This is a genomic window from Natronolimnobius baerhuensis, from assembly GCF_002177135.1.
GTDB classification, from domain to species: Archaea; Halobacteriota; Halobacteria; order Halobacteriales; family Natrialbaceae; genus Natronolimnobius; species Natronolimnobius baerhuensis.
Window position 1 is genome coordinate 369,662 of record NZ_MWPH01000001.1, and the last position, 19,920, is coordinate 389,581.

Here is a 19,920-nt window from a genome sequence, read left to right on the forward strand (position 1 = left end):
CACAATTCAAAGAGGTTTGTGACCGGAAATCGCGCCGTGAGCGAGCGGCCTCTCCTGACTACTAGTTCTGATACCGTCAAAGTATTCGAAGTAGCGAGACAAACGTTTTACAATTCACGGTGAAATAGCCAATATTCGTCTACTCATTCTCGAGGATGGCTGTAAGGGTGATAAATGAGAGTGCCATTTCGGGCACCATATCCACCTCATAAGTTATGCGTAACCAGCTACCCAATTACAGGTCACAAATGAATTCAGTATCGGCTAATTATGGGAAACACTTATATGGCTATTTGCCATACTGTAGGATACATTATGACTGGATATTACGACATTGTTCTTGGCCTTATCCCGGTCGCACTGCTTGGAATCAGCGCAGCCCTGACGTTCGTTGGCCTGTCGTTGACAGCCGCAATTCCGGTTGGCGCGTTCGTCGCAATGGCAATTATTGGCCACGCAATGTTCGTCAATACACCAGCAGACACCGCCGACGACGCCCGTTCTGCAAAGCCACCGATCAACGCAGACTAAGCGGTATCCAGTCTTTCTCGCTCTCTACACACGATTGTGGTTCTTGCCTGTTGGGTTACTCCACAGGAGTACCTTTTCCTGTTCTGTCACCAATTGTCTCGTATGACCACAGCCTTGTTTCTCACCAGCGACGACGTCACAGACCTTGCATCGCCAAGAGCCTACGTTGACGCCGTTCGCGAGGGGTACCAACAGCGCGGCGACGGTGCACCTGCACAGCCGCGATCCAAATTCTTCCGGTCCGATCCGGGCGGGATGCTCACCAGCTACGCCGCAATCCTTCCCGATACCGGAGCTATGGGCGGGTACATGTACAGCGCAGGCTTCGGTGCCGGCGACGCCTGGTTTATGACGCCGCTGTTCGATGCCGAGAGCGGCGAACCACTCGCCTTGCTCGATGGCGCGAGCATGAACCCGTTCAAAACCGGCGCTGCTGGCGCTGTTGGCGTCGACGCACTCGCTCGAGACGATGCCGAAACCCTTGCAATCATCGGTAGCGGCGCACAGGCTCGCGGCCAACTTCGGGCAACAACGACCGTGCGCGAGTTCACGGACGTTCGCGTCTACTCGCCGACGACCGACCATCGCGAGGCGTTTGCAAGCGAGTTTGACGACCGCCTCGAGGCCGACGTTCGAGCTGTCGACTCGAGTACAGCGGCACTGCGGGGTGCCGATGTCGTTATCACCGCGACACGGGCCAGCGAACCGGTGTTCGACGGCAACGACCTCGAGCCGGGGGCACACGTCACGGCGATGGGCCAGTACGCGACGGACAGACGGGAACTCGATACGACGACACTCGAGCGCGCAACGTATGTCCCGGACCTTCGCGAACGCGCGACGTTCGACGCGGGTGCGTTTCTCGCGGCACTCGAGGCGGGTGTCGTCACTGAAGACGACATTCACGCGGAACTTGGCGAGGTTGTTGCCGGGAACGCGCCGGGTCGAACCAGTGCGGACGAGATTACGGTGTTCGACAGCGGCGGGACGGGTATCGAAACCGTCGCTGCAGCCTATTTGCTGTACGAGCGAGCGCTCGAGGCAGGTGTCGGCACCGAAATCGAGTTTTCACCAGCAAGTGAGGCACTAACCGGCGAGTAGCGACTGCAATCTGCAGTCACACTGGCTGTATGCTGTCCGTAGCCCTGTGAGGCGGACAATTGGGCGTCCTTACGCTCCTGTACTGTCCCGTGATTCAAGCGTCTCGACAGTGTAGCTGACAGTATGTCCCGTGCGGCCGACCTCGTGTCCGTCCTCGAGACGGCCGACTCGTTGGCGATTGTCTGTCACGACAACCCCGATCCCGACTGTCTCGCGAGCGCGCTCGCACTCGAGGCGATTGCACTCGATGCAGCGGTCGATGACGTCACCATCGTCTACGGCGGCGAGATCTCTCACCAGCAAAATCGGGCGTTCGTCAATATGCTCGATATCACGCTTGAAGGCGTCACAGACACAGCAATCGACGAATACGACTGTCTTGCGTTCGTCGATCACACCCAACCCGGCGCGAACACGGAGGTTGCTGGCACTGTCACCCCGGATATCGTCGTCGACCATCATCCCGGTGAGTCCAGTGGGGCACGATTCGAAGACGTCCGAACGAACTACGGCGCAACCGCGACCATCTTCATCGAGTACCTGCAGACACTCGAGATCGACCTCACGACGCGACTCGCCTCGGCCTTGCTGTTTGCACTCCATCGCGAACGACTCGATTTCGTCCGCGAACCAACCCGCCGCGAGTACGAAGCCGCACTCGCCGTCTATCCCGATGCTGACCTCGAGATGCTCGAGCAACTGTACGGCAGCGCCTTCTCGCCGGGCACCCTCGATGCGATTGGGCGGGCAATCGACTCGCGTGAACGCCGTGGCTCCTCGTTGATTGCAAGCGTCGGCGTCACCGGCGAAACGGACGCTCTGCCACAGGCGGCGGACTATTTGCTCAATCTTGAGGGCGTCGACACCGTGCTGGCCTACGGCATCGTCGGCGATGCGATCCGACTGAGTGCTCGGTCGATTGATCCACGCGTCCACATCGGCGAGACGCTTGACGACGCCTTCGGCGAACTCGGTGCAGTTGGCGGGCACCACGATATGGCAGGCGGCCGAATCGAACTCGGCCTGTTCGCAGATTCGGCTGACGACGACGACGCACTGCTCGAGTTCGTCGGTCACCGGATCACGAACCGCTTTTTCGAGACGCTAAATCTCGACGATGAACACGACCGATAAGAGCGTTTTCTCAGACGAATCACTGTAACAATGTACCGGCGTAACCGCCGCCCGGGTCGCGGTTACGCCGGCAATGACGTACAGTAAACCGTCTCAGTCGATATCAATCGTCGTCGAGTCGTCTCCGGACGCGTGTGCTCGTTTTGGAAGTTGAACCGTGAGAATCCCGTTGTTCACGGTTGCATGTACCTCATCCGACTCGACCGCTGCAGGAAGTGTGACCTGCCGGGTGAACGATTGGACGTGTCGTTCCTGGCGGACGTACTCTGTCGCTGACGCTGTCTGTGTTGTCTCTTGCTCATGGTCGCCACTGATGAGCAACGACGGTCCATCGAGTCGAACCTCGAGGTCGGTCGTGTCGTAGCCGGGGACATCGACGGTCACAACGAACTCGTCTCCCTCATCGGTCAGATCGAGACTCGTCATTCCCGACCCCTGTGAGGGCATCGATGGCATCTCCCACGCTGGGAGACCGAGTCGTCGATCAGCGTGGTCATCGTCGCCGCGCTCGAGCGAGCGAGTGACGGGTTCGAAGTGCTCGGTGAGTCGGTCAATGAACCGCTCGAGGTCGTCGAGCGGGCCTGATCGGTCAGTCATAGCGTATCGTAGGCGTGCAAGCGCGAAAAAGCCACTGTGGGAGTGACCTGACTCTCATGAGGGCCGACGCGTTCGCCGAACCTTCCGGCAACATCGATGGCAGGGCCGGGAGTTTTCACCTTGCCGTTCGTAGCTGGAACTATGACGAACGCACTGTTTGTTGTCAGCGAGGAAGGGTATTGGGGAGAAGAGTGTATCGAACCGCTCGAGACGCTCTCTGCTTCCGGGTTCGAGATTACGGTTGCGACGCCATCGGGTGGGCCACCGAAACTCGACGAAACGTCGGCCGATCCGGACGAAGTTGGCGAGGAGACCGCTGAACACGTTCGTGAGGTCCACGAGAACGACGAGCGACTGAATGATCCGATTCCGACCGCTCGAGCGGACGCAACGGAGTACGACGCGGTCGTCTTCCCCGGCGGCCACGGCACCGAGTGGGACGTGAATCAGGACCACGATGCGCGGCGACTCCTCCGAGACGCCGTCGAGGGCGACGACGGCAAGGCGCTCGTCGTCTGTCACGCCGTCGGCATCCTTGCGTTCGCCCGCGACAGCCAGGGCGCGTTCATCGTCAACGGCCGCGACGTGACCGGCTTCCCCAACGAGTGGGAAGAGGGCATCGTCGACGAGGACGGCGTGATGCCAACCGGTCGGAAGCTCCCCTACTGGGTCGAAGACGAGGTTATCACCGCCGGCGGTAACTGGGACGCCGAACTCGAGGCCGACACGAGCGTCACCGTCGACGGCGACCTAATCACCGCCAGAGGGCCGGAATCCTCGAGCGCCGCGGCCGAGACGCTGCTCGAGGAGTTGGGCGTATAGGGCTATTTCGGGGCGACTCGAACGTATTTCGGGCAAAGAACTATCCGTTCAATCGCGCATTCCAACGGACGAATGACGCTTTCGGTTGGACTCATCGGCGCTGGCGGTATCGGCAAGACGCACGCGACGAACATCGAAGCACATCCTGACGCGACGTTGCGAGCCGTCTGCGACCTCGAGCGTGACCGTGCCGAGTCGGTTGTGGAGGCGACCGGTTCGGAGGCCGCTGTCTACACGGACTACCGGGATGCACTCTCGGAGGTGGCGCTCGACGCGGTGTACATCACGATTCCGCCACAGAGTCGCGTCGACGTGATCCGGGACGTTGCAGCGGCGGGTGCAGCGATCTTCTGTGAAAAACCGCTTGCGACGACGCTCGAGGACGGCCGCGAGATTGTCGATATCGTCTCAGAAGCCGAAATACCGTTCATGATGGGCTTTTGCCTTCGCTTTGCGACACCGTTGCAGGACCTTCGCTCGCTCGTCGCAGACGGTGCAGTCGGCGACCCGATCTGTCTGTTCAGCACGCGGCGGGGCTGGGGCGTCCCAGACGGCGATAACTGGCGGACGAACCCCGAGCAGGCCTGTGGCATTACTATCGAGTCCACCTCTCACAACATCGACCTGCTGCGCTGGCTCGGCGGCGACATCGAGACCGCCGGTGGCGCAACGACCAACGTCACACACCCCGAACTCGAGGCGTTCGACGACACCATGGTTGCCCATGTCACCTTCGAGAACGGCGCGATTGGAACGATACTCAACAGTTGGACGGCCCACGTCGAGACGTTCCGCCACGGCGTCATCGGCACCGAGGGAACGGCCGTTGTCTCAGGCGACGGCTGGTGGCAACTCGACCGCCTCGAGTACGCGCGCGGAGCAGAATCAACGATGACCGAGTACGACGACGCCGTTGCGACAGCAATGGGATATCAGGGCGAAACTGACGCGTTCCTCGAGTCGGTCGCCGCCGGAACGGTGCCGCCAGTCGGACTCGAGGACGGACTGCGCGCGCTCGAGGTTTCACACGACATTCTCGAGTGAGCATGGCTCAGCGGTCGCGCACATATATCGTAGCCACTGCAGGTCACTGCAGACCTGATCGCACGACAGGAGCGCGGTTCGGAGTAAGCGAAGCGAACGAGAACCGCGGACAAGCGAACGGGCACGATGTGCCCGTGAGTCGGCTGTGCGATCAGTGTGTCACTCGTTGCAGTTGGTACTCTAGTCGCATCTTGAAAGTCAGGACAAACAATCGTAGGATGGCGTTTCGATCAGTGTGTACATCGTTTCAAGCAGTATTATACGGCTGCCTTTTTCCTGGGTATCTCTGGCCTACCGCGACCACAGGCGGCCGAGATGGAATTGGGATGGCCTCGAGGCACAGTCGTGAATCATCCGAACACGGGGGGTGCGTTGTGAGTTACCAGCGCGGCGGCTCGAGGCCCGCTCGCTCGAGAATGTCCTTCCAGCGCTGTTGGATCGAGAGCCGTGAGACGTCGGCCGCGTCGGCGACGGAACGCTGGGTGCGTCCGTCGCCAGCGACGAGCGAGCCGGCGTAGACGCTCGCCGCGAGGACGGCGCGTTTGGATCGGTCGGCGTCGGGGACGTCCGTCAGAAAGAGATCAACGGCACATGAACGAGCGTCAGCCTCGAGGTTGAGTTCGTCGGCGACTGTCTCGAGTTCCTCGAGCCAGAGTTCGTACTCGAGGCGGTCGCGTGCGCTATGCATATCTCTCCGTAGTCTCCCGGTGTGCATAAACCCACGTGAGCACTGCTCGATGAGGGCTTATGCTATTGGTTATTAGTAATGGTTTTCAAATCTGGTACTACACATATATGCGTTCGAACACAGTCTCGAAAACCATCGGCTACAGTTGGCAACAGCGGCCAAACACAGCAGCTGTTTGTTCTCGATAACAGTCATTTCATATCATTTTCAGCAGACAATATCGTGTTCAATTCGATTTCGTGCGAGTAGGGACACTGATTTAGCGGTTGTGTGAGGACGGTCGACGACTGTCTGACTGGTCGCTCGAGGGAGTCACGACCGGGGATGAACATATCTCCGTATCTGAACACTGTCTGTGTGTACGCATCCCAGAGGAATGCCCAACACTGTGCTACCGGAGCCAACGTTCAGCTAGTAATACGTCGGTAAACCGGCCGTTCTCGCTCGATTTCACTAGGAGACGACTACTAAAGCCCCCTGACTCCGAACTGACAATTGACGCCACTGCCCGGCAGTGATCGGGCCTGTTCGCCATGAAGGAACCAACCTGCAAACTCGTCTGTACTGGGTGCGGCCTCGAGATGCCGTACCGAGATCGCTCGCTGGCCGAACAGGCCGCGGAGTTACATCAACTCCGAGATCCTGAGCACATCACGTTTATCGTCCCGCCAGATTGGTCGCCCGAGGAGCCAGTCAAGCATCAGTAATGGGTTGTCGCGGCAGTAGTGCGGATCGACAGGTTCTTACTCGATTCGTGAAAACGAACAGGTGAGCGCGGGTAGCCAAGCCAGGCCAACGGCGCAGCGCTTAGGACGCTGTCCCGTAGGGGTCCGCCGGTTCGAATCCGGTCCCGCGCATGAGCGAACGAAGTGAGTGAAGAGCAGGCCGGATTCGCGGCCCAGAGGACGAGCGAAGCGAAGTCCTCGCGGTTCGAATCCGGTCCCGCGCACTGAACAAAACTGCGAGCGAAGCGAGCAGTTGCAGTGAAAGAGCAGGACCGGATTCGAACGAGAGAAGGCGCGCGCAGCACCGCGAGCACGTCTTCACGTTGTTCGAATCCGGTCCCGCACCATAGCCAGTCCTCTGTCTCACTCGAGGCCACCCCAAACTCGAGCATCGGGTAACCAACTCGAGGTCGATCACTTGCTCCTCGAGCGGTCTACACGGCCACACCAGGGGTCGCTGTCGAGAATCGCCACGGCGTGATAACGGGGCCGAACCTTTACTTCGCCGGTCGGCAGAGAACGGTGTATGGCCGTACTCGTTCCGTTTGATGCCTCGAAACTCGCGACGACTGCACTCGAGCGTGCTGTGACCTTCGGATCGGTGCTCGACGAAGAGATTATCGTTCTGACTGTGATTCCGGATGATCCAGACTACGCGCGTGAGCGCGGGTGGATCACGGAGGGAGAGCCGTTCGACGAGGATGCGATTGAGTCGGGGCTCACGGAGCGAGCGCAAACTGTCGCACCGGCGGCGACGATTCGGACGGTTCGAGTCAGTGCGGACGAGCCAACGGCAACGGCGACGACGGAGGTCGTGCGAGAGATTCGCCGCGTCGCGGCTGAGGTTGATCCAACGGTGCTGTTTATTGGCTCGGAAAACGCTGGCTCGGTCATTGCACCACAGTCGAGTGTCGGCAATTCGGTGGCGAACGACCAGCGATACGATGTGTACGTCGTCCGCGGCGAACGCGATGAGGCGACGTCTGATCTCGAGTCGACCGCGGAGTTCTGAGTACCGACTCGAGGGGGTCGAGCGGCGATAGGCGGTGCGTATCGGCTGCAACCGTCGGCTGCATTTTTCTACGGCGGTGTGAAAGCGACGGTGACCGTGGTCGGGAACACTCGTGAACAGCGACCGTCGGGGACGACTGGCACGGAGCGTGTCCAATAACTGATGCTGTCGGCGTTGACACGTCCCGTCGAGGATCCGATACTCGTTTTCGGACTTGCGATCCTCGTTTTTTTGACGGCACCGCTGGTGATACGGCGGTTTCGACTTCCGGGGATTATCGGCATCATCGTCGTCGGCGCAGCCATCGGCCCGAACGGTGTTGGCTTACTCGAGCGCGATGAGACGATTATCTTGCTCGGCGAGGTCGGGATCGTCTATCTGCTCTTTCTTGCCGGCCTCGAGATCAATCTCTCGCAGTTTATTCGCTACACGGACCGGAGCGTCGTTTTCGGTCTGCTCTCGTTTCTGGTTCCCCAAGCAGTCGGAATGGTTGTCGGCTACAGCCTGCTGGGACTCTCATTGGGTGCGGCTTCGCTCTTTGCTGCGATTTTCGCCTCGCATACGCTGCTTGCGTATCCGGTCGTCGCACAACTCGGAATCGCAACCCGCGAGAGCGTCACGGCGACGATTGGCGGGACAATCATTACTGATACGCTCGCGTTGCTCGTACTTGCGGTCGTGATTGCGGCCGAACAGGGGGAACTTGGGCCGACGTTCTGGCTCGAGTTAGCTGGCGGCCTGGCGCTCTTTTTCGCGGGGATCTGGCTACTGGTGCCACGACTTGGCCGGTGGTTCTTCCGGACGGTCGAACGCGAGAGCTACGTCGAGTTTCTGTTCGTGATGGCGGTTCTGTTCGGCTGTGCGTATCTTGCGGAACTTGCCCGTGTCGAGCCCATCATCGGTGCGTTTCTGGCCGGGCTTGCGCTCAATCGCTTGATTCCGGAGCACGGGACGCTGATGAACCGTATCGAGTTCGTTGGCAACGCGCTCTTTATTCCGTTTTTCCTGCTGTCTGTTGGCATGCTCGTCGATGTTCGCGTGCTCGCAGCGGGCCTCGAGACGATTGTGTTTACCGTCACCCTCATCGTTCTCGTCGTGACGACGAAGTACGCTGCAGCGTGGCTGACGGCTCGGCTGTACGGCTACTCACACGCCGAGACGATGACGATGTTCGGCCTTTCGGTCGGGCAGGCCGCAGCAGCGCTGGCGATTGTCCTCATCGGGTTCGACGTAGGTCTGCTCGGTGAGGCGATGCTCAACGCCGTCGTGCTCATGATCCTCGTCGTGAGCGTGCTCAGTCCAACCGTCGTCGACCGCTACGGCACCGTCATCGCCCACACGTCCAAACGCACCGCGTACGACCGACGGACTGCCCCACAGCGCGTCCTGATTCCGTTCTCGAGTGCACTTCCAGACACAGACCGAGACCGGCTCCTCGAGTGTGGAATGTTCATCCGCGATCACGGCGAAGAGCAACCACTGATACTCGTCAGCGTTGCGCGGCCGGGGGCTGAGACCTCGAGTGAGTTGGCTGCCATTGCGGCAACGTTCGAAGACGTCGAAGCCATCGCTGCGGGTGCTGAGGTTCCAATTGAGCGCGAGACGCGTATCGACGAGAGCCGTGCATCGGGAATCGTCCGTGCAACCTACGAGAATCGGGCGACTACGGTCGTCGTCCCCTGGGACGGCTCACCACCGACCCGTGGGCGCCAGATCGGGTCTACTATCGATGACGTGCTCGCTCGAACGACCCAGCAGGTAGTGGTGACGACGCTCCGCCAGCCGCTCAATACGACTCGAGAGATCGTCGTTGTCTTGCCGCCAGGGGTCGGCCAGATTGACGGGTTCTACGAGGCGATTCAGACGGTCGAGCACCTCGCGAGTAGCGTTGGCGCGTCGATCCGTGCCATCGCCGTTGGCCACGAGACGGAGCGCTACGAGCGGCTGTTCGATCTGGTCGAACCGGACGTGTCGGTGACTGTCGAGCGCGTCGATGGGTGGCCTGCACTCGATACACAGCTACGGTCGCTCGAGGAGACGACGTTCGTGAGTGCAATCAGCCCGCGTCGTGGAGCGGTGGGTTGGCATCCCGAGTTGCGCGGTCTGCCAGTTCGACTTACACAGCAGGTCCCTGGCTCCGTCGCTATCGTCTATCCCGCCCGGAGTGACCGCGACGACGACAGACAGTTCCTGCAGTTCGGGTAATTCGCGCCAAAACCGCCCGCCGACATGGCGGTTCCGGCGGAGGAACGTTTATTCGGCTGACTCCCGTCGGTTCGAACGAGACATGGTTGATCGGAGCGGGTGGGGTCGAGATCGAGCCGTCCCGACGGGGTCACCACACAGCCCGCCAGCGTGGTTTACCGAGCAGGCAAACGTCACTGACTCGAGCGTTTACGAGACGTTCGAGACGGACTGGCCGGCGTGTTGGGAGCGTGCCGCGGACTTGCTCTCGTGGGACCAGCCATACGATACCGTCCTCAACGACGACGAGCCGCCGTTCTACGAGTGGTTTACCGGCGGGAAACTGAACGCTGCCTACAACTGCGTCGACAGACACCTCGAGTCCGGGCGGAAGAACCACGTCGCGATTCGCTGGGAGGGCAAACACGGCGAGCGCCAGACGTACACGTATCGGGATCTGTACGTCGAGGTCAACGAGTTCGCTGCGGCACTGCGTGGACTCGGTGTCGAGGAGGACGATGTCGTCACGATCTACCTGCCGATGATCCCGGAGCTGCCGATTGCGATGTTAGCCTGCGCTCGTATCGGCGCGCCACACAGCGTCGTCTTCGCCGGACTCTCCGCAGACGCGCTCGCGACGCGCATGGATGCCGCAGACAGCGAGTATCTCGTCACCTGTGACGGCTACTACCGCCGCGGCGATGCGTTCAACCAGAAAACGAAGGTCGACAACGCACGCCTCGCACTCGAGGCCGACATCGAAACGGTCGTCGTTGACCGACTCGGTGATGACCTGCCCCACGTGCTGGGTGAGAACGAACACGACTATCACGACCTCCGAGACCAGCACGCAGGCGAAACCGTCGATCCGGTCGCTCGAGATGCGGAGGATATGCTCTTTCTGATGTACACGTCGGGAACGACGGGCGAGCCGAAAGGCGTTGTCCACACGACCGGTGGCTATCTCTCCCACGTTGCCTGGACGAGCCACGCCGTTCTCGATATCGAGCCCGAGGACACCTACTGGTGTGCGGCCGACATCGGCTGGATTACCGGCCACTCCTACATCGTCTACGGCCCGCTCGCACTCGGGACGACGACGGTGATGTACGAGGGGACGCCGGACTATCCCGACCGGGATCGACTCTGGGAGATCGTCGACCGAAACGCCGTCGACATCTTTTACACCGCACCAACCGCGATTCGTGCGTTCATGAAGTGGGGAACAGAATATCCCGAACGCCATGATCTGTCATCACTGCGCCTGCTCGGGACGGTCGGCGAACCGATCAGTCCTCGGCCGTGGCGCTGGTATCACGAGCACATCGGCGGCGGTGAGTGTCCGGTTGTCGACACCTGGTGGCAGACCGAAACGGGGGCCGTCGTCATCTCGACGCTCCCCGGTGTCGACGAGATGAAACCCGGTGCAGCGGGGCCGGGCCTGCCAGGAATCGAAGCCACTGTTGTCGATGACACTGGCACTCCCGTCGAACCCGGCGAAACAGGCTATCTCGTCCTCGAGCAGCCGTGGCCGGGGATGGCTCGGACGCTGTACGACGGCAATGAGCGCTATCGTGAGGAGTACTGGACGCGGTTTTCGGATCCCGATGAAGACGTGTGGCGCTACGCCAGCGGTGACGCCGCGACAGTCGACGACGACGGCTACATCACCGTTCTCGGCCGGATCGACGACGTGATTAACGTCTCCGGGCGGCGACTGAGTACGATGGAAATCGAGAGCGCGGTCACTGACGTCACTGGGGTCGCCGAGGCCGCCGTTGTCGGCCGCTCGAGCGAGACTGGAAACACCGAAATCTACGCCTACGTTAGCACCGAAGGTGGCTACGATCCGGGGACGTCGATCCGTGAGGCGATCATCGACAGCATCGATGCGACGATTGGCCCCATCGCCAAACCAAGCGAGGTCGTCTTCACGCCGGAACTGCCAAAGACGCGTTCGGGCAAGATCATGCGCCGCCTCCTCGAGGATATCGCAAACGGGGCGGAGTTAGGCGATACGAGCGCGCTCCGAAACCCCGAAATCGTCGGCGAGATTCAAGCCGAACGCGGCGACTAGTTTCGCTGTTTCAATTCTTCCGAAACAGACACTCGAGTGTTGTTTGCTGATATGACTGTACTAACGCAGCTATGGGTGTTTTGGTCGGTACTATTATGTTCGTCTCTATAGAATTCGCGAAACATGGCGCTCGAGAAGATGGATGGGCGGGGGGCAGGGCTCTCGAGTCGGCAGTTCGAATCGGTACTCGAGGCTGCAGAAACCTATCGTGAAGCGCTCGTTGTTCGACTTTGTGGGGCTGTTGGCCTTCGGCCGGCCGAGTTGGCACGGCTCACAATCGGTGATATTGAGCAGGTTCGGATGGATCCGCCGCGGTATCTCGTTCGCGTTCCCGGCGTGGACGACCGCGAGGACCGGACGGCGTACCTGCCGACACACGTCGAACGGGAACTGCGCCGGTATGCTCGGAGCAACGACCTCGCTGCTGGCGACCGAATCTTTCCTGTGACGCCGCGGCGACTCCAGATGCTCGTCTCAGAGGTCGGTGACCGGGCGAGTGACCTGTTCGACGAGCCAGCACTGGCCGATATCTCGAGCAGTGACCTTCGCCAGTACTTCGCCGCTCGAGCGCTCGTCGAGCACGATATCAACCCGCGCGTTGTCAAAGCGGCGGGTGGGTGGCAGAGCTTCGAAGCCCTCGAGTCGTATCTCGAGACGCCGACTGACACGACAATCGTTGATGCGTTCGCGGCTGTCGAACGTCCGGGGCCGGGCGGCGAACGCGGCCCCGGCGAGTCGCCAACGGAACACGTCGTCGGCGATAGTGTGATCCGCCTGCTGTTGGCTGCAAGCGAACGATACGCACTCGTTCGTCTCGATGCGGAGGGCTACGTCGAACGCTGGAATCGCAGCGCTGCGACCCTCTTTGGGTATCGAGCCAGTGAAATCGTCGGCACGCATATTTCGACGTTTTACCCGGACAACGCGGTCGAAACAGGCGATCCTGACCGAACCCTCTCGGCTGCACTCGAGGAGTCCGGGACCGAAGTCGAGGGCTGGCGGCTCCACAAGGACGGCACTCGATTCCGCGCGACGGAGGTCGTCTCGCCGCTTCGGGATGATAGAGGCCGTCACCGCGGCTTCGTCGTGTTCATTCGTGATCGAACGCCCACACAGGAGGAACTCGAGGAGGTTCGTCGCGAGCGCGATGCGCTCGCACAACAGGTAACACTCACACACCGTTATCGCGCGCTCACGCGTGGACTTCTCGAGGCGTCCGATCACGAGGCGGTGGAACGACAGGCTTGCGAGGCGCTGGCAGACGGCGAGCCGTACACCTGCGCCTGGATTGACCGGGCGACGATTGCACAGCGCCAGGGGAAACGGACTGCGAGTGGTATCGCAGCCGATGCGGTCGATGACCTCGTTCCCGAGGCATGGGCCGCGACTGAGTGGACTGACAGCGACTCGGACGCCGAACCACAGGTCGTCGTGACACACGACGTACACGCGACTATCGGCGGCGACCCGTTCACCGGCACGCTCGCGGCCGTCCCGCTGACGTACGGTGATACCACCTACGGCACGCTCGCCGTTGCAACCGACCGTGAGGAGGCGTTCGATGTCGATGAGCGTGCGTGGCTCGAGACCATCGGCCGCCACGTCGGCGCAGCAATCGCGGCTGTCCGACGGCGTAACCTCTTGCTCTCGGATCGAGTCGTCGAACTCGAGATCGTCTGCAAAGACGCCGGATCGTTCTTCGTCGAGACGTCCCGAGAACTCGACTGCCGGTTCGAACTCGATACGCTGGTGCCCGTCGCCGAGTCGACACAGCTGTACTACGTCCGACTCGAGGGGAGTTCACCCGCAGCGGTCTTCGAACGCGCGGAGGCGACGGAGGGCATTGACGACTGTCGATTAGTCGAAACCGATACGGACGGCTGGCGACTCGAGTTCGTCGTCGAGGGCGCTGCGCCGACGCTGACGCTGACGGAGTACGGCGTGACCGTCCTCGAGGCAGTTGTCGAGGACGGAACGGCGACGATCACCGGCGAATGCGCCGCTGATACCGAACTTCGGACGATAATCGACGGCCTCAGAGCCGTCTTCCCTGCCAGCGAACTCGTCGGCAAGCGCGAAACCGAACGCACTGTCCAGACCGCTCGAGAGTTCCGGACGGGACTTGCGGATCGGCTGACTGATCGCCAGGAGGCGACGCTTCAGGCGGCCTACTACGGCGGCTACTACGACTGGCCCCGCGAGAGCACGGCCGAAGAAGTCGCCGACGCGATGGGCGTTTCCTCGCCGACGCTGCACAATCACCTTCGAAAGGCCCAACACGAGTTGCTTCGGACCTTCTTCGACCGCCCACCCGGTGATGGTCCAGACGGCGTCGGCCGAACTGAAACGGAAATCGGCGCGGACGAGCAGGCGTGATACGGAGTGCCGTACCAATGTACCGGCACATCCGCTGCTCGGGTCGCGGGTACGCCGGAAATGACTGACAGTAACCCGTATGAGTGTCAGTAAGTCAGACAGTCCCGCCTCGAGTCAGCTGGATCGGTCGTAGTCTGATACTAATTCTCTAGAGGCTCGCGTAATCCGAACTTACGCGCCTGAAACAACCGATCTTTGGGAACCAGTGAAACGGCCGCTCGAGCCCGTGGCCGCCTGATTGGCGTTGAACTATCTCGAACAGCCCGTTTGAGGCGCAGTTTCACCGCTTCGTTGCTTGCTCGATTTTGTACACCTAGAGCGCCCTTTTAGTATCATGGTTCGTCATTGACTGTGTGTACCATGACACAGGAGGAAGTCAGTCTCGAGGCCCGACTCGAGGAGCAGGAGTCGTTCGATCCGCCCGAGTCGTTCGTTGAGCAGGCAAACGTGTCGGATCCGGAGATTTACGCTGAGTTCGAAGACGAGTGGCCCGAGTGTTGGGAGCGGGCTGCCGACCTGCTGTCGTGGGACAGCGAGTACGATACTGTCCTCGATGACGATGATGAACCCTTCTATGAGTGGTTCACGGGTGGAGAACTCAACGCCTCCGCGAACTGTCTGGATCGCCACGTCGAGGAGGGGGCAAAGAATCGCGCGGCGATCAAATGGGAGGGTGAACTGGGCGAGACGCGGACGTACACGTATGGCGAGTTGCTGAACGAGGTCGAAGCCTTCGCGGCAACGCTGCGTGACCGTGGCGTCGAGGAAGACGACGTGGTCACGCTGTACATGCCGATGATTCCCGAGTTGCCGATTGCGATGCTCGCGTGTGCCCGTCTCGGTGCGCCACACAGCGTCGTCTTCGCTGGCTTCTCCGCGGATGCGCTCGCAACGCGGATGAACGCCGCAGAAAGCGAGTACCTCGTCACCTGTGACGGCTACTATCGCCGCGGTGACGCACTTGATCACATCTCGAAGGCCAACGAGGGCCTCGAGGGCGTCGAACACGAGGTTTCGGACGTCGTGGTCGTCGACCGACTGGGCGATGCGCTTACGCATTCGCTCGCGGACAACCAGCACGATTACGACGAACTGGTCGCGGAACATGCTGGCGCATCGGTCGAGCCAGTCTCCCGGGATGCCGAGGACATGCTGTTCCTGATGTACACCTCTGGCACGACGGGCGAGCCGAAAGGCGTCAAGCACACAACCGGCGGCTACCTGTCGTATGCCGCCTGGACGAGCCACTCGGTACTGGACATCAAACCCGAAGACACCTACTGGTGTTCCGCAGACATCGGCTGGATTACCGGCCACTCCTACATCGTCTACGGCCCGCTCGCGCTTGGCACGACGACGATGATGTACGAGGGGACGCCGGACTACCCGACCAAGGATCGACTCTGGGAGATCATCGAGAAGAACCGCGTCGACGTGTTCTACACCGCCCCAACCGCAATTCGCGCGTTCATGAAGTGGGGCAAGCAGTACCCCGCCGAACACGACCTCTCGAGTCTGCGACTCCTCGGGACGGTCGGTGAACCGATCAATCCGCGCGCGTGGAAGTGGTACTACAAACACATCGGCAACGAGGAGTGTCCGATTGTCGACACCTGGTGGCAGACCGAAACTGGCGGCATGATGATTACGACGCTCCCCGCGATCAACACGATGAAACCCGGCTCTGCCGGCCCGCCGCTGCCAGGAATCGACGCTCAGGTCGTCGATGCAGCAGGCGAGGAAGTCGAGGCCGGGAAAGCAGGCTACGTCACCGTTGACAAGCCGTGGCCCGGCATGCTTCGAACGCTGTACAACAACGACGACCGATTCCTCGAGGAGTACTGGCAGGAGTACTCCGACCCCGATGCAGACGAGTGGGTCTACTTCCCCGAAGACGGCGCGAAAATCGACGACGACGGCTACATCACGATTCTCGGCCGTGTTGACGACGTTCTCAATGTCTCCGGGCACCGCCTCGGGACGATGGAAATCGAATCTGCTGTCGTCGGCGTCGAGGGAATCGCCGAAGCAGCTGTCGTTGGCGGCGACCACGAGGTCAAAGGCGAAGCCGTCTACGTCTACGCGATTCCCGAAGACGGCTACGAGGGCGGCGACGACCTCGAGGCCAAGGCCGAAGACGCAATCAACGACTCGATTGGGCCGATTGCCCGACCCGAAAGCGTGATCTTCACGCCTGAACTGCCGAAAACGCGCTCGGGCAAGATCATGCGCCGCCTCCTCGAGGATATCGCGAGTGGCAACGACCTCGGGAGTACGTCGACGCTCCGGAATCCGGAGATCGTCGAGGAGATCGCTGGACAGGTCGAGGCGGACTGACGCTGCGGTTCATTTTGGTGTATTGCGCAGAAACTGACCGACGGACCGACAAACCTATGACAGACAATAACGCGCAAGGATCAGGCGGGACGACAGAACAGCCACACGAACACGAGGTGAAGACTGACGGCGGCCTCTCCGACGTTGAGCGCGAACAACAGATCGATTACCTCGATGTCGAAATTAACTTATTGCGGCCAGCGACCCCGTTCATGCGGGATCATCAGCGTGTCATCCTGACGGGCTTTGCCATCTGGGTGGTCGCAACCTTTGGCCCAATCACGGCGACGCGACTCGCGCCGGACCTGATGACCACGCCGATTCCGGTGCTCGAGTTCCCATTCCATTACTTCGCGATTGCGATTGTCGCACCCTCGGCGTCGTTGTTGCTTTCGGTCTGGTATGCACGAAAGCGCGACCAACTCGACGAAAAGTACGGAATCGAACAGGAGGTTCTCGAGCCGGAACCGGCAGGAACGGTCACGGATTCAGAGGATGCTGCAGCGACTGACGGTGGTGTTGAGCAATGATGGACGGCTCTCTGCTGGCCGCGACAGAACTCGCACTCGGTGCGGCCGAGACGCTCCCGCTGCAAGTTGATGAGGGGCTGCTTCCGGAAGGATTGGACGTTTCGTTCAAGCCACTGCCAGCGATTATCGTCGTCGGCATGATGCTATTGTTCCTCGTTGTTGGCTTCATGTTCAAAGTGGCCGACACCGATGATATGTGGGTTGCTGGCCGGTCTATCGGAAACATCGAAAACGGAATGGCGATTGGCGCAAACTGGATGTCAGCTGCGTCGTATCTCGGCATGGCGGCCCTGATTGCGCTTTCGGGCGTATACGGGCTTGCCTTTGTCGTTGGATGGACGACCGGGTACTTCATCCTCCTCATTTTCATGGCCGCTCAGATGCGCCGGTTCGGAAAGTACACCGCGCCGGACTTCGTCGGAGATCGCTTCAACTCCGACGCTGCACGTGCGCTCGCGGCGGTCACGACGTTCCTCATCGGATTCGTCTACGCGCTCGGCCAGGCTCGCGGAATGGGACTGGTCGGCATGTACGTGCTGGGCGACATCAACGAAATCGTCGCGATTCCTGGTATTAGCGCCTACCAGGGCATGATGATCCTGTTCATGGTCATCACAATTGGCTACCTGGCGCTGTCGGGGATGCTCGGTGCGACCAAGAACATGGCGCTGCAGTACACCATTCTTATTGCTGCCTTCCTTCTCGGGTTGCTCGCGACCGGTTGGGCTGGTGGCTTCTCGACAGTACTGCCACAACTCGAGTACGGACAACTGATCAGCGAACTCGGCAACGAGTTCTCTCAGCCGTTCGCAAACGAGAGCTACTACCTGTGGATCGCGACCTGTTTCAGCCTGATCTTCGGGACCTGTGGCCTCCCGCACGTGCTAGTCAGGTTCTACACGGTCCAGAACGAGCGTGTCGCTCGCTGGTCGTGTACCTGGGGTCTGTTCTTCATCTGCCTGCTGTACCTGAGTGCACCGGCATTCGCCGCCTTCGGCACTGCACTCTACAGCGACCAGATCGGCGCAGCCTACGGCGACCCCGGTATGACCGAGGCTGCAGGTGACGTGATCGTCGTGCTTGCTTCACAACTTGCTGGCTTGCCGACCTGGTTCGTCGGCTTCGTCGCCGCGGGCGGTATTGCAGCCGCCGTCGCGACGACGGCTGGACTGTTCATCGCCGCCTCCTCGGCGATCTCTCACGACATCTACGCGAACATCATCAACGAAGACGCAACCCAGCGCCAGCAGGTGCTGGTCGGTCGCCTGAGCATCGTTGCAATCGGTGTGCTGACGATCATCTTTGCGATGGACCCAACGGCACCGATTGCCGCGCTGGTCTCGTTTGCGTTCTCGCTCGCCGCAATCGTGTTGTTCCCCATGTTCTTCCTCGGACTCTGGTGGGAACGGACCAACCGTCAGGGCGCACTTGCCGGGATGACCAGTGGACTGCTCATCTGGCTGATTCCGATGTTTAACGAGGGTCACTTCGGTTCTGGCTGGGACATCGGGTTCATTTCAACCTGGGTACCAGCGATTGGATCTGGACTGGTCGGCGTGCCGTTGGTGTTTGCAATCACGATTATCGTCTCGCTCGTGACCGATGATCCGCCGCTCCAAACGAAACAGATGGTCCGACAGTGTCATAGCCCGGACCCGATGTCGCGAGACAAGACCGCGGCGGACGTCGTCGCCGAAAAGAACGGACGCGGAGACGCACCTGCGGATGACTGACCATGTACGAACGCATACTCGTTCCAACAGACGGTAGCAAGGTAGCACAGGTCGCGGTTGACAACGCGGTCGATCTCGCCGAGAAATACGGTGCAGAGGTACACGCGCTGTACGTCGCCGATACCGACGCGGTTGCCTACGGATTGGGCACCGAACAGGTCGACCGTATTCGCCAGGGGAACTTCGAGGGGATGACCGAACTTCGAGAAGATGCAGAGGCCGCAACCGGATACGTACGGGACCAAGCAGATGCAGCCGACATTCCCGCCGTCGAACACCACGCTGGCGGCCAACCCCATCGCATGATTGCGAACTACGCCGAGGACAACGGTATCGATCTGATCGTGATCGGCAGTCACGGTCGATCCGGGGTTCGCCGTGCGCTGCTCGGAAGCGTCACCGAGCGTGTGTTGCGCTCGACGACCACCCCGGTCCTGGTCGTCGACTACGAAGACGACTAACGGCAGCCCAGTCGCACAAGACTAACGACTACCCACTTTGTTTTCTGTATATGAACCGAACTCCACTGCATACAACGGGAGGAAACGCCGAATGAGCATCGTCGACCAACTGCGAGAAAACCAAACAGGGATGCTGTACGATCTGCTGTTTGCCGTCGTCTGGGTCGCGTTCGTAAGTTTCCTCTTTGATTTCGTCTTCATCGACGCACCCTCGTGGGCATTCTACATGTTCATGCTCGCGGGAATCCCCGCGTACTTTGGCTTTTTCTTCTCGCTCAAGGTGGCCAAACAACAACAGCGAGAGTAAGCGATTGTCAGGGCTAACTAACGTTTACTGGCTTTCAGTCGCGCCGAGATATCGCTGTCTCACTCGGAAAAACAGCAGGCTTGCCCCACCCAAAATCAGTGGCATCGCAATATCACCCGCTGTCCCTGAGAGCGCCGGAAAGACGCTCATACCTGCCATTACCGCAAACACGAGCGCCAGTAATCCTGCAATCGGCGCGCCGATTCCCTCCGAAAAGACCGCTGCCTTCTCGGTTGATTCGTTACTCATATCACGTCTATT

18 protein-coding genes and 1 tRNA gene are annotated in these 19,920 nt (G+C 60.5%); 16 read left to right on the forward strand and 3 right to left on the reverse strand.

Annotation, left to right across the window (positions count from 1 at the left end):
- Window positions 1–315 precede the first annotated feature (315 nt).
- The 3 genes from B2G88_RS01870 (at window position 316) to B2G88_RS01880 (ending at window position 2,766) form a co-directional block, all read left to right on the forward strand.
- Window positions 316–531: a hypothetical protein gene (locus tag B2G88_RS01870; protein ID WP_087713824.1), complete on the forward strand. Its 216-nt coding sequence runs from the start codon at window positions 316–318 to the stop codon at window positions 529–531.
- A 102-nt stretch (window positions 532–633) separates the two neighbouring features.
- Window positions 634–1,632: an ornithine cyclodeaminase family protein gene (locus B2G88_RS01875; protein ID WP_087713825.1), complete on the forward strand. Its 999-nt coding sequence runs from the start codon at window positions 634–636 to the stop codon at window positions 1,630–1,632.
- A 123-nt stretch (window positions 1,633–1,755) separates the two neighbouring features.
- Window positions 1,756–2,766 carry a DHH family phosphoesterase gene (locus B2G88_RS01880; RefSeq protein WP_087713826.1) on the forward strand — a complete coding sequence of 337 codons (1,011 nt, stop codon included), beginning with the start codon at window positions 1,756–1,758 and terminating at the stop codon, window positions 2,764–2,766.
- Window positions 2,767–2,859: 93 nt separating this feature from the next.
- Here B2G88_RS01880 and B2G88_RS01885 read toward each other — a convergent pair whose 3' ends face one another.
- Window positions 2,860–3,363, reverse strand: coding sequence for an Hsp20/alpha crystallin family protein (locus tag B2G88_RS01885; RefSeq protein ID WP_087713827.1), 504 nt, complete (start codon window positions 3,361–3,363; stop codon window positions 2,860–2,862).
- A gap of 141 nt (window positions 3,364–3,504) precedes the next feature.
- Between B2G88_RS01885 and B2G88_RS01890 the strand changes: the two genes are divergently transcribed.
- Window positions 3,505–4,185, forward strand: coding sequence for a type 1 glutamine amidotransferase domain-containing protein (locus tag B2G88_RS01890; protein ID WP_087713828.1), 681 nt, complete (start codon window positions 3,505–3,507; stop codon window positions 4,183–4,185).
- Between the two features lie 72 nt (window positions 4,186–4,257).
- On the forward strand, window positions 4,258–5,229 hold the full coding sequence (locus tag B2G88_RS01895; protein ID WP_087713829.1) for a Gfo/Idh/MocA family protein: 972 nt from the start codon (window positions 4,258–4,260) through the stop codon (window positions 5,227–5,229).
- 379 nt (window positions 5,230–5,608) lie between these two features.
- Here the strand turns inward: B2G88_RS01895 and B2G88_RS01900 are convergent, their stop codons facing one another.
- Window positions 5,609–5,917 carry a transcription initiation factor IIB family protein gene (locus tag B2G88_RS01900; RefSeq protein WP_054862203.1) on the reverse strand — a complete coding sequence of 103 codons (309 nt, stop codon included), beginning with the start codon at window positions 5,915–5,917 and terminating at the stop codon, window positions 5,609–5,611.
- A gap of 533 nt (window positions 5,918–6,450) precedes the next feature.
- Here B2G88_RS01900 and B2G88_RS19385 point away from each other — a divergent pair.
- The 11 genes from B2G88_RS19385 (at window position 6,451) to B2G88_RS01950 (ending at window position 19,659) form a co-directional block, all read left to right on the forward strand.
- Complete coding sequence (locus tag B2G88_RS19385) at window positions 6,451–6,624, forward strand: hypothetical protein (protein ID WP_176393160.1); 174 nt, start codon at window positions 6,451–6,453, stop codon at window positions 6,622–6,624.
- A 65-nt stretch (window positions 6,625–6,689) separates the two neighbouring features.
- A tRNA-Leu gene (locus B2G88_RS01905) sits at window positions 6,690–6,774 on the forward strand.
- A 394-nt stretch (window positions 6,775–7,168) separates the two neighbouring features.
- On the forward strand, window positions 7,169–7,654 hold the full coding sequence (locus tag B2G88_RS01910; protein ID WP_054862202.1) for a universal stress protein: 486 nt from the start codon (window positions 7,169–7,171) through the stop codon (window positions 7,652–7,654).
- A gap of 162 nt (window positions 7,655–7,816) precedes the next feature.
- Window positions 7,817–9,859 (forward strand): cation:proton antiporter, encoded by a 2,043-nt coding sequence (locus B2G88_RS01915; RefSeq protein WP_054862201.1) that lies wholly within the window; start codon window positions 7,817–7,819, stop codon window positions 9,857–9,859.
- Between the two features lie 82 nt (window positions 9,860–9,941).
- Complete coding sequence (acs, locus tag B2G88_RS01920; RefSeq protein ID WP_087713830.1) at window positions 9,942–11,915, forward strand: acetate--CoA ligase; 1,974 nt, start codon at window positions 9,942–9,944, stop codon at window positions 11,913–11,915.
- Between the two features lie 123 nt (window positions 11,916–12,038).
- Entirely contained in the window at window positions 12,039–14,291 is a 2,253-nt protein-coding gene (locus B2G88_RS01925) for a bacterio-opsin activator domain-containing protein (protein WP_087713831.1), read from the forward strand.
- Window positions 14,292–14,651: 360 nt separating this feature from the next.
- Window positions 14,652–16,628 (forward strand): acetate--CoA ligase, encoded by a 1,977-nt coding sequence (acs, locus tag B2G88_RS01930; RefSeq protein WP_087713832.1) that lies wholly within the window; start codon window positions 14,652–14,654, stop codon window positions 16,626–16,628.
- Between the two features lie 56 nt (window positions 16,629–16,684).
- Window positions 16,685–17,158 (forward strand): DUF4212 domain-containing protein, encoded by a 474-nt coding sequence (locus B2G88_RS01935; RefSeq protein ID WP_054862200.1) that lies wholly within the window; start codon window positions 16,685–16,687, stop codon window positions 17,156–17,158.
- Window positions 17,158–18,891, forward strand: coding sequence for a VC_2705 family sodium/solute symporter (locus B2G88_RS01940; protein WP_394335706.1), 1,734 nt, complete (start codon window positions 17,158–17,160; stop codon window positions 18,889–18,891). Before B2G88_RS01935 ends, B2G88_RS01940 begins: the two co-directional genes overlap by 1 nt.
- Before the next feature lie 2 nt (window positions 18,892–18,893).
- Window positions 18,894–19,352, forward strand: a complete 459-nt coding sequence (locus tag B2G88_RS01945; protein WP_054862199.1) for a universal stress protein — start codon at window positions 18,894–18,896, stop codon at window positions 19,350–19,352.
- Between the two features lie 91 nt (window positions 19,353–19,443).
- Window positions 19,444–19,659, forward strand: a complete 216-nt coding sequence (locus B2G88_RS01950) for a hypothetical protein (RefSeq protein WP_054862198.1) — start codon at window positions 19,444–19,446, stop codon at window positions 19,657–19,659.
- Window positions 19,660–19,683: 24 nt separating this feature from the next.
- Here B2G88_RS01950 and B2G88_RS01955 read toward each other — a convergent pair whose 3' ends face one another.
- Complete coding sequence (locus B2G88_RS01955; protein ID WP_054862217.1) at window positions 19,684–19,908, reverse strand: hypothetical protein; 225 nt, start codon at window positions 19,906–19,908, stop codon at window positions 19,684–19,686.
- Between the last annotated feature and the right edge of the window lie 12 nt (window positions 19,909–19,920).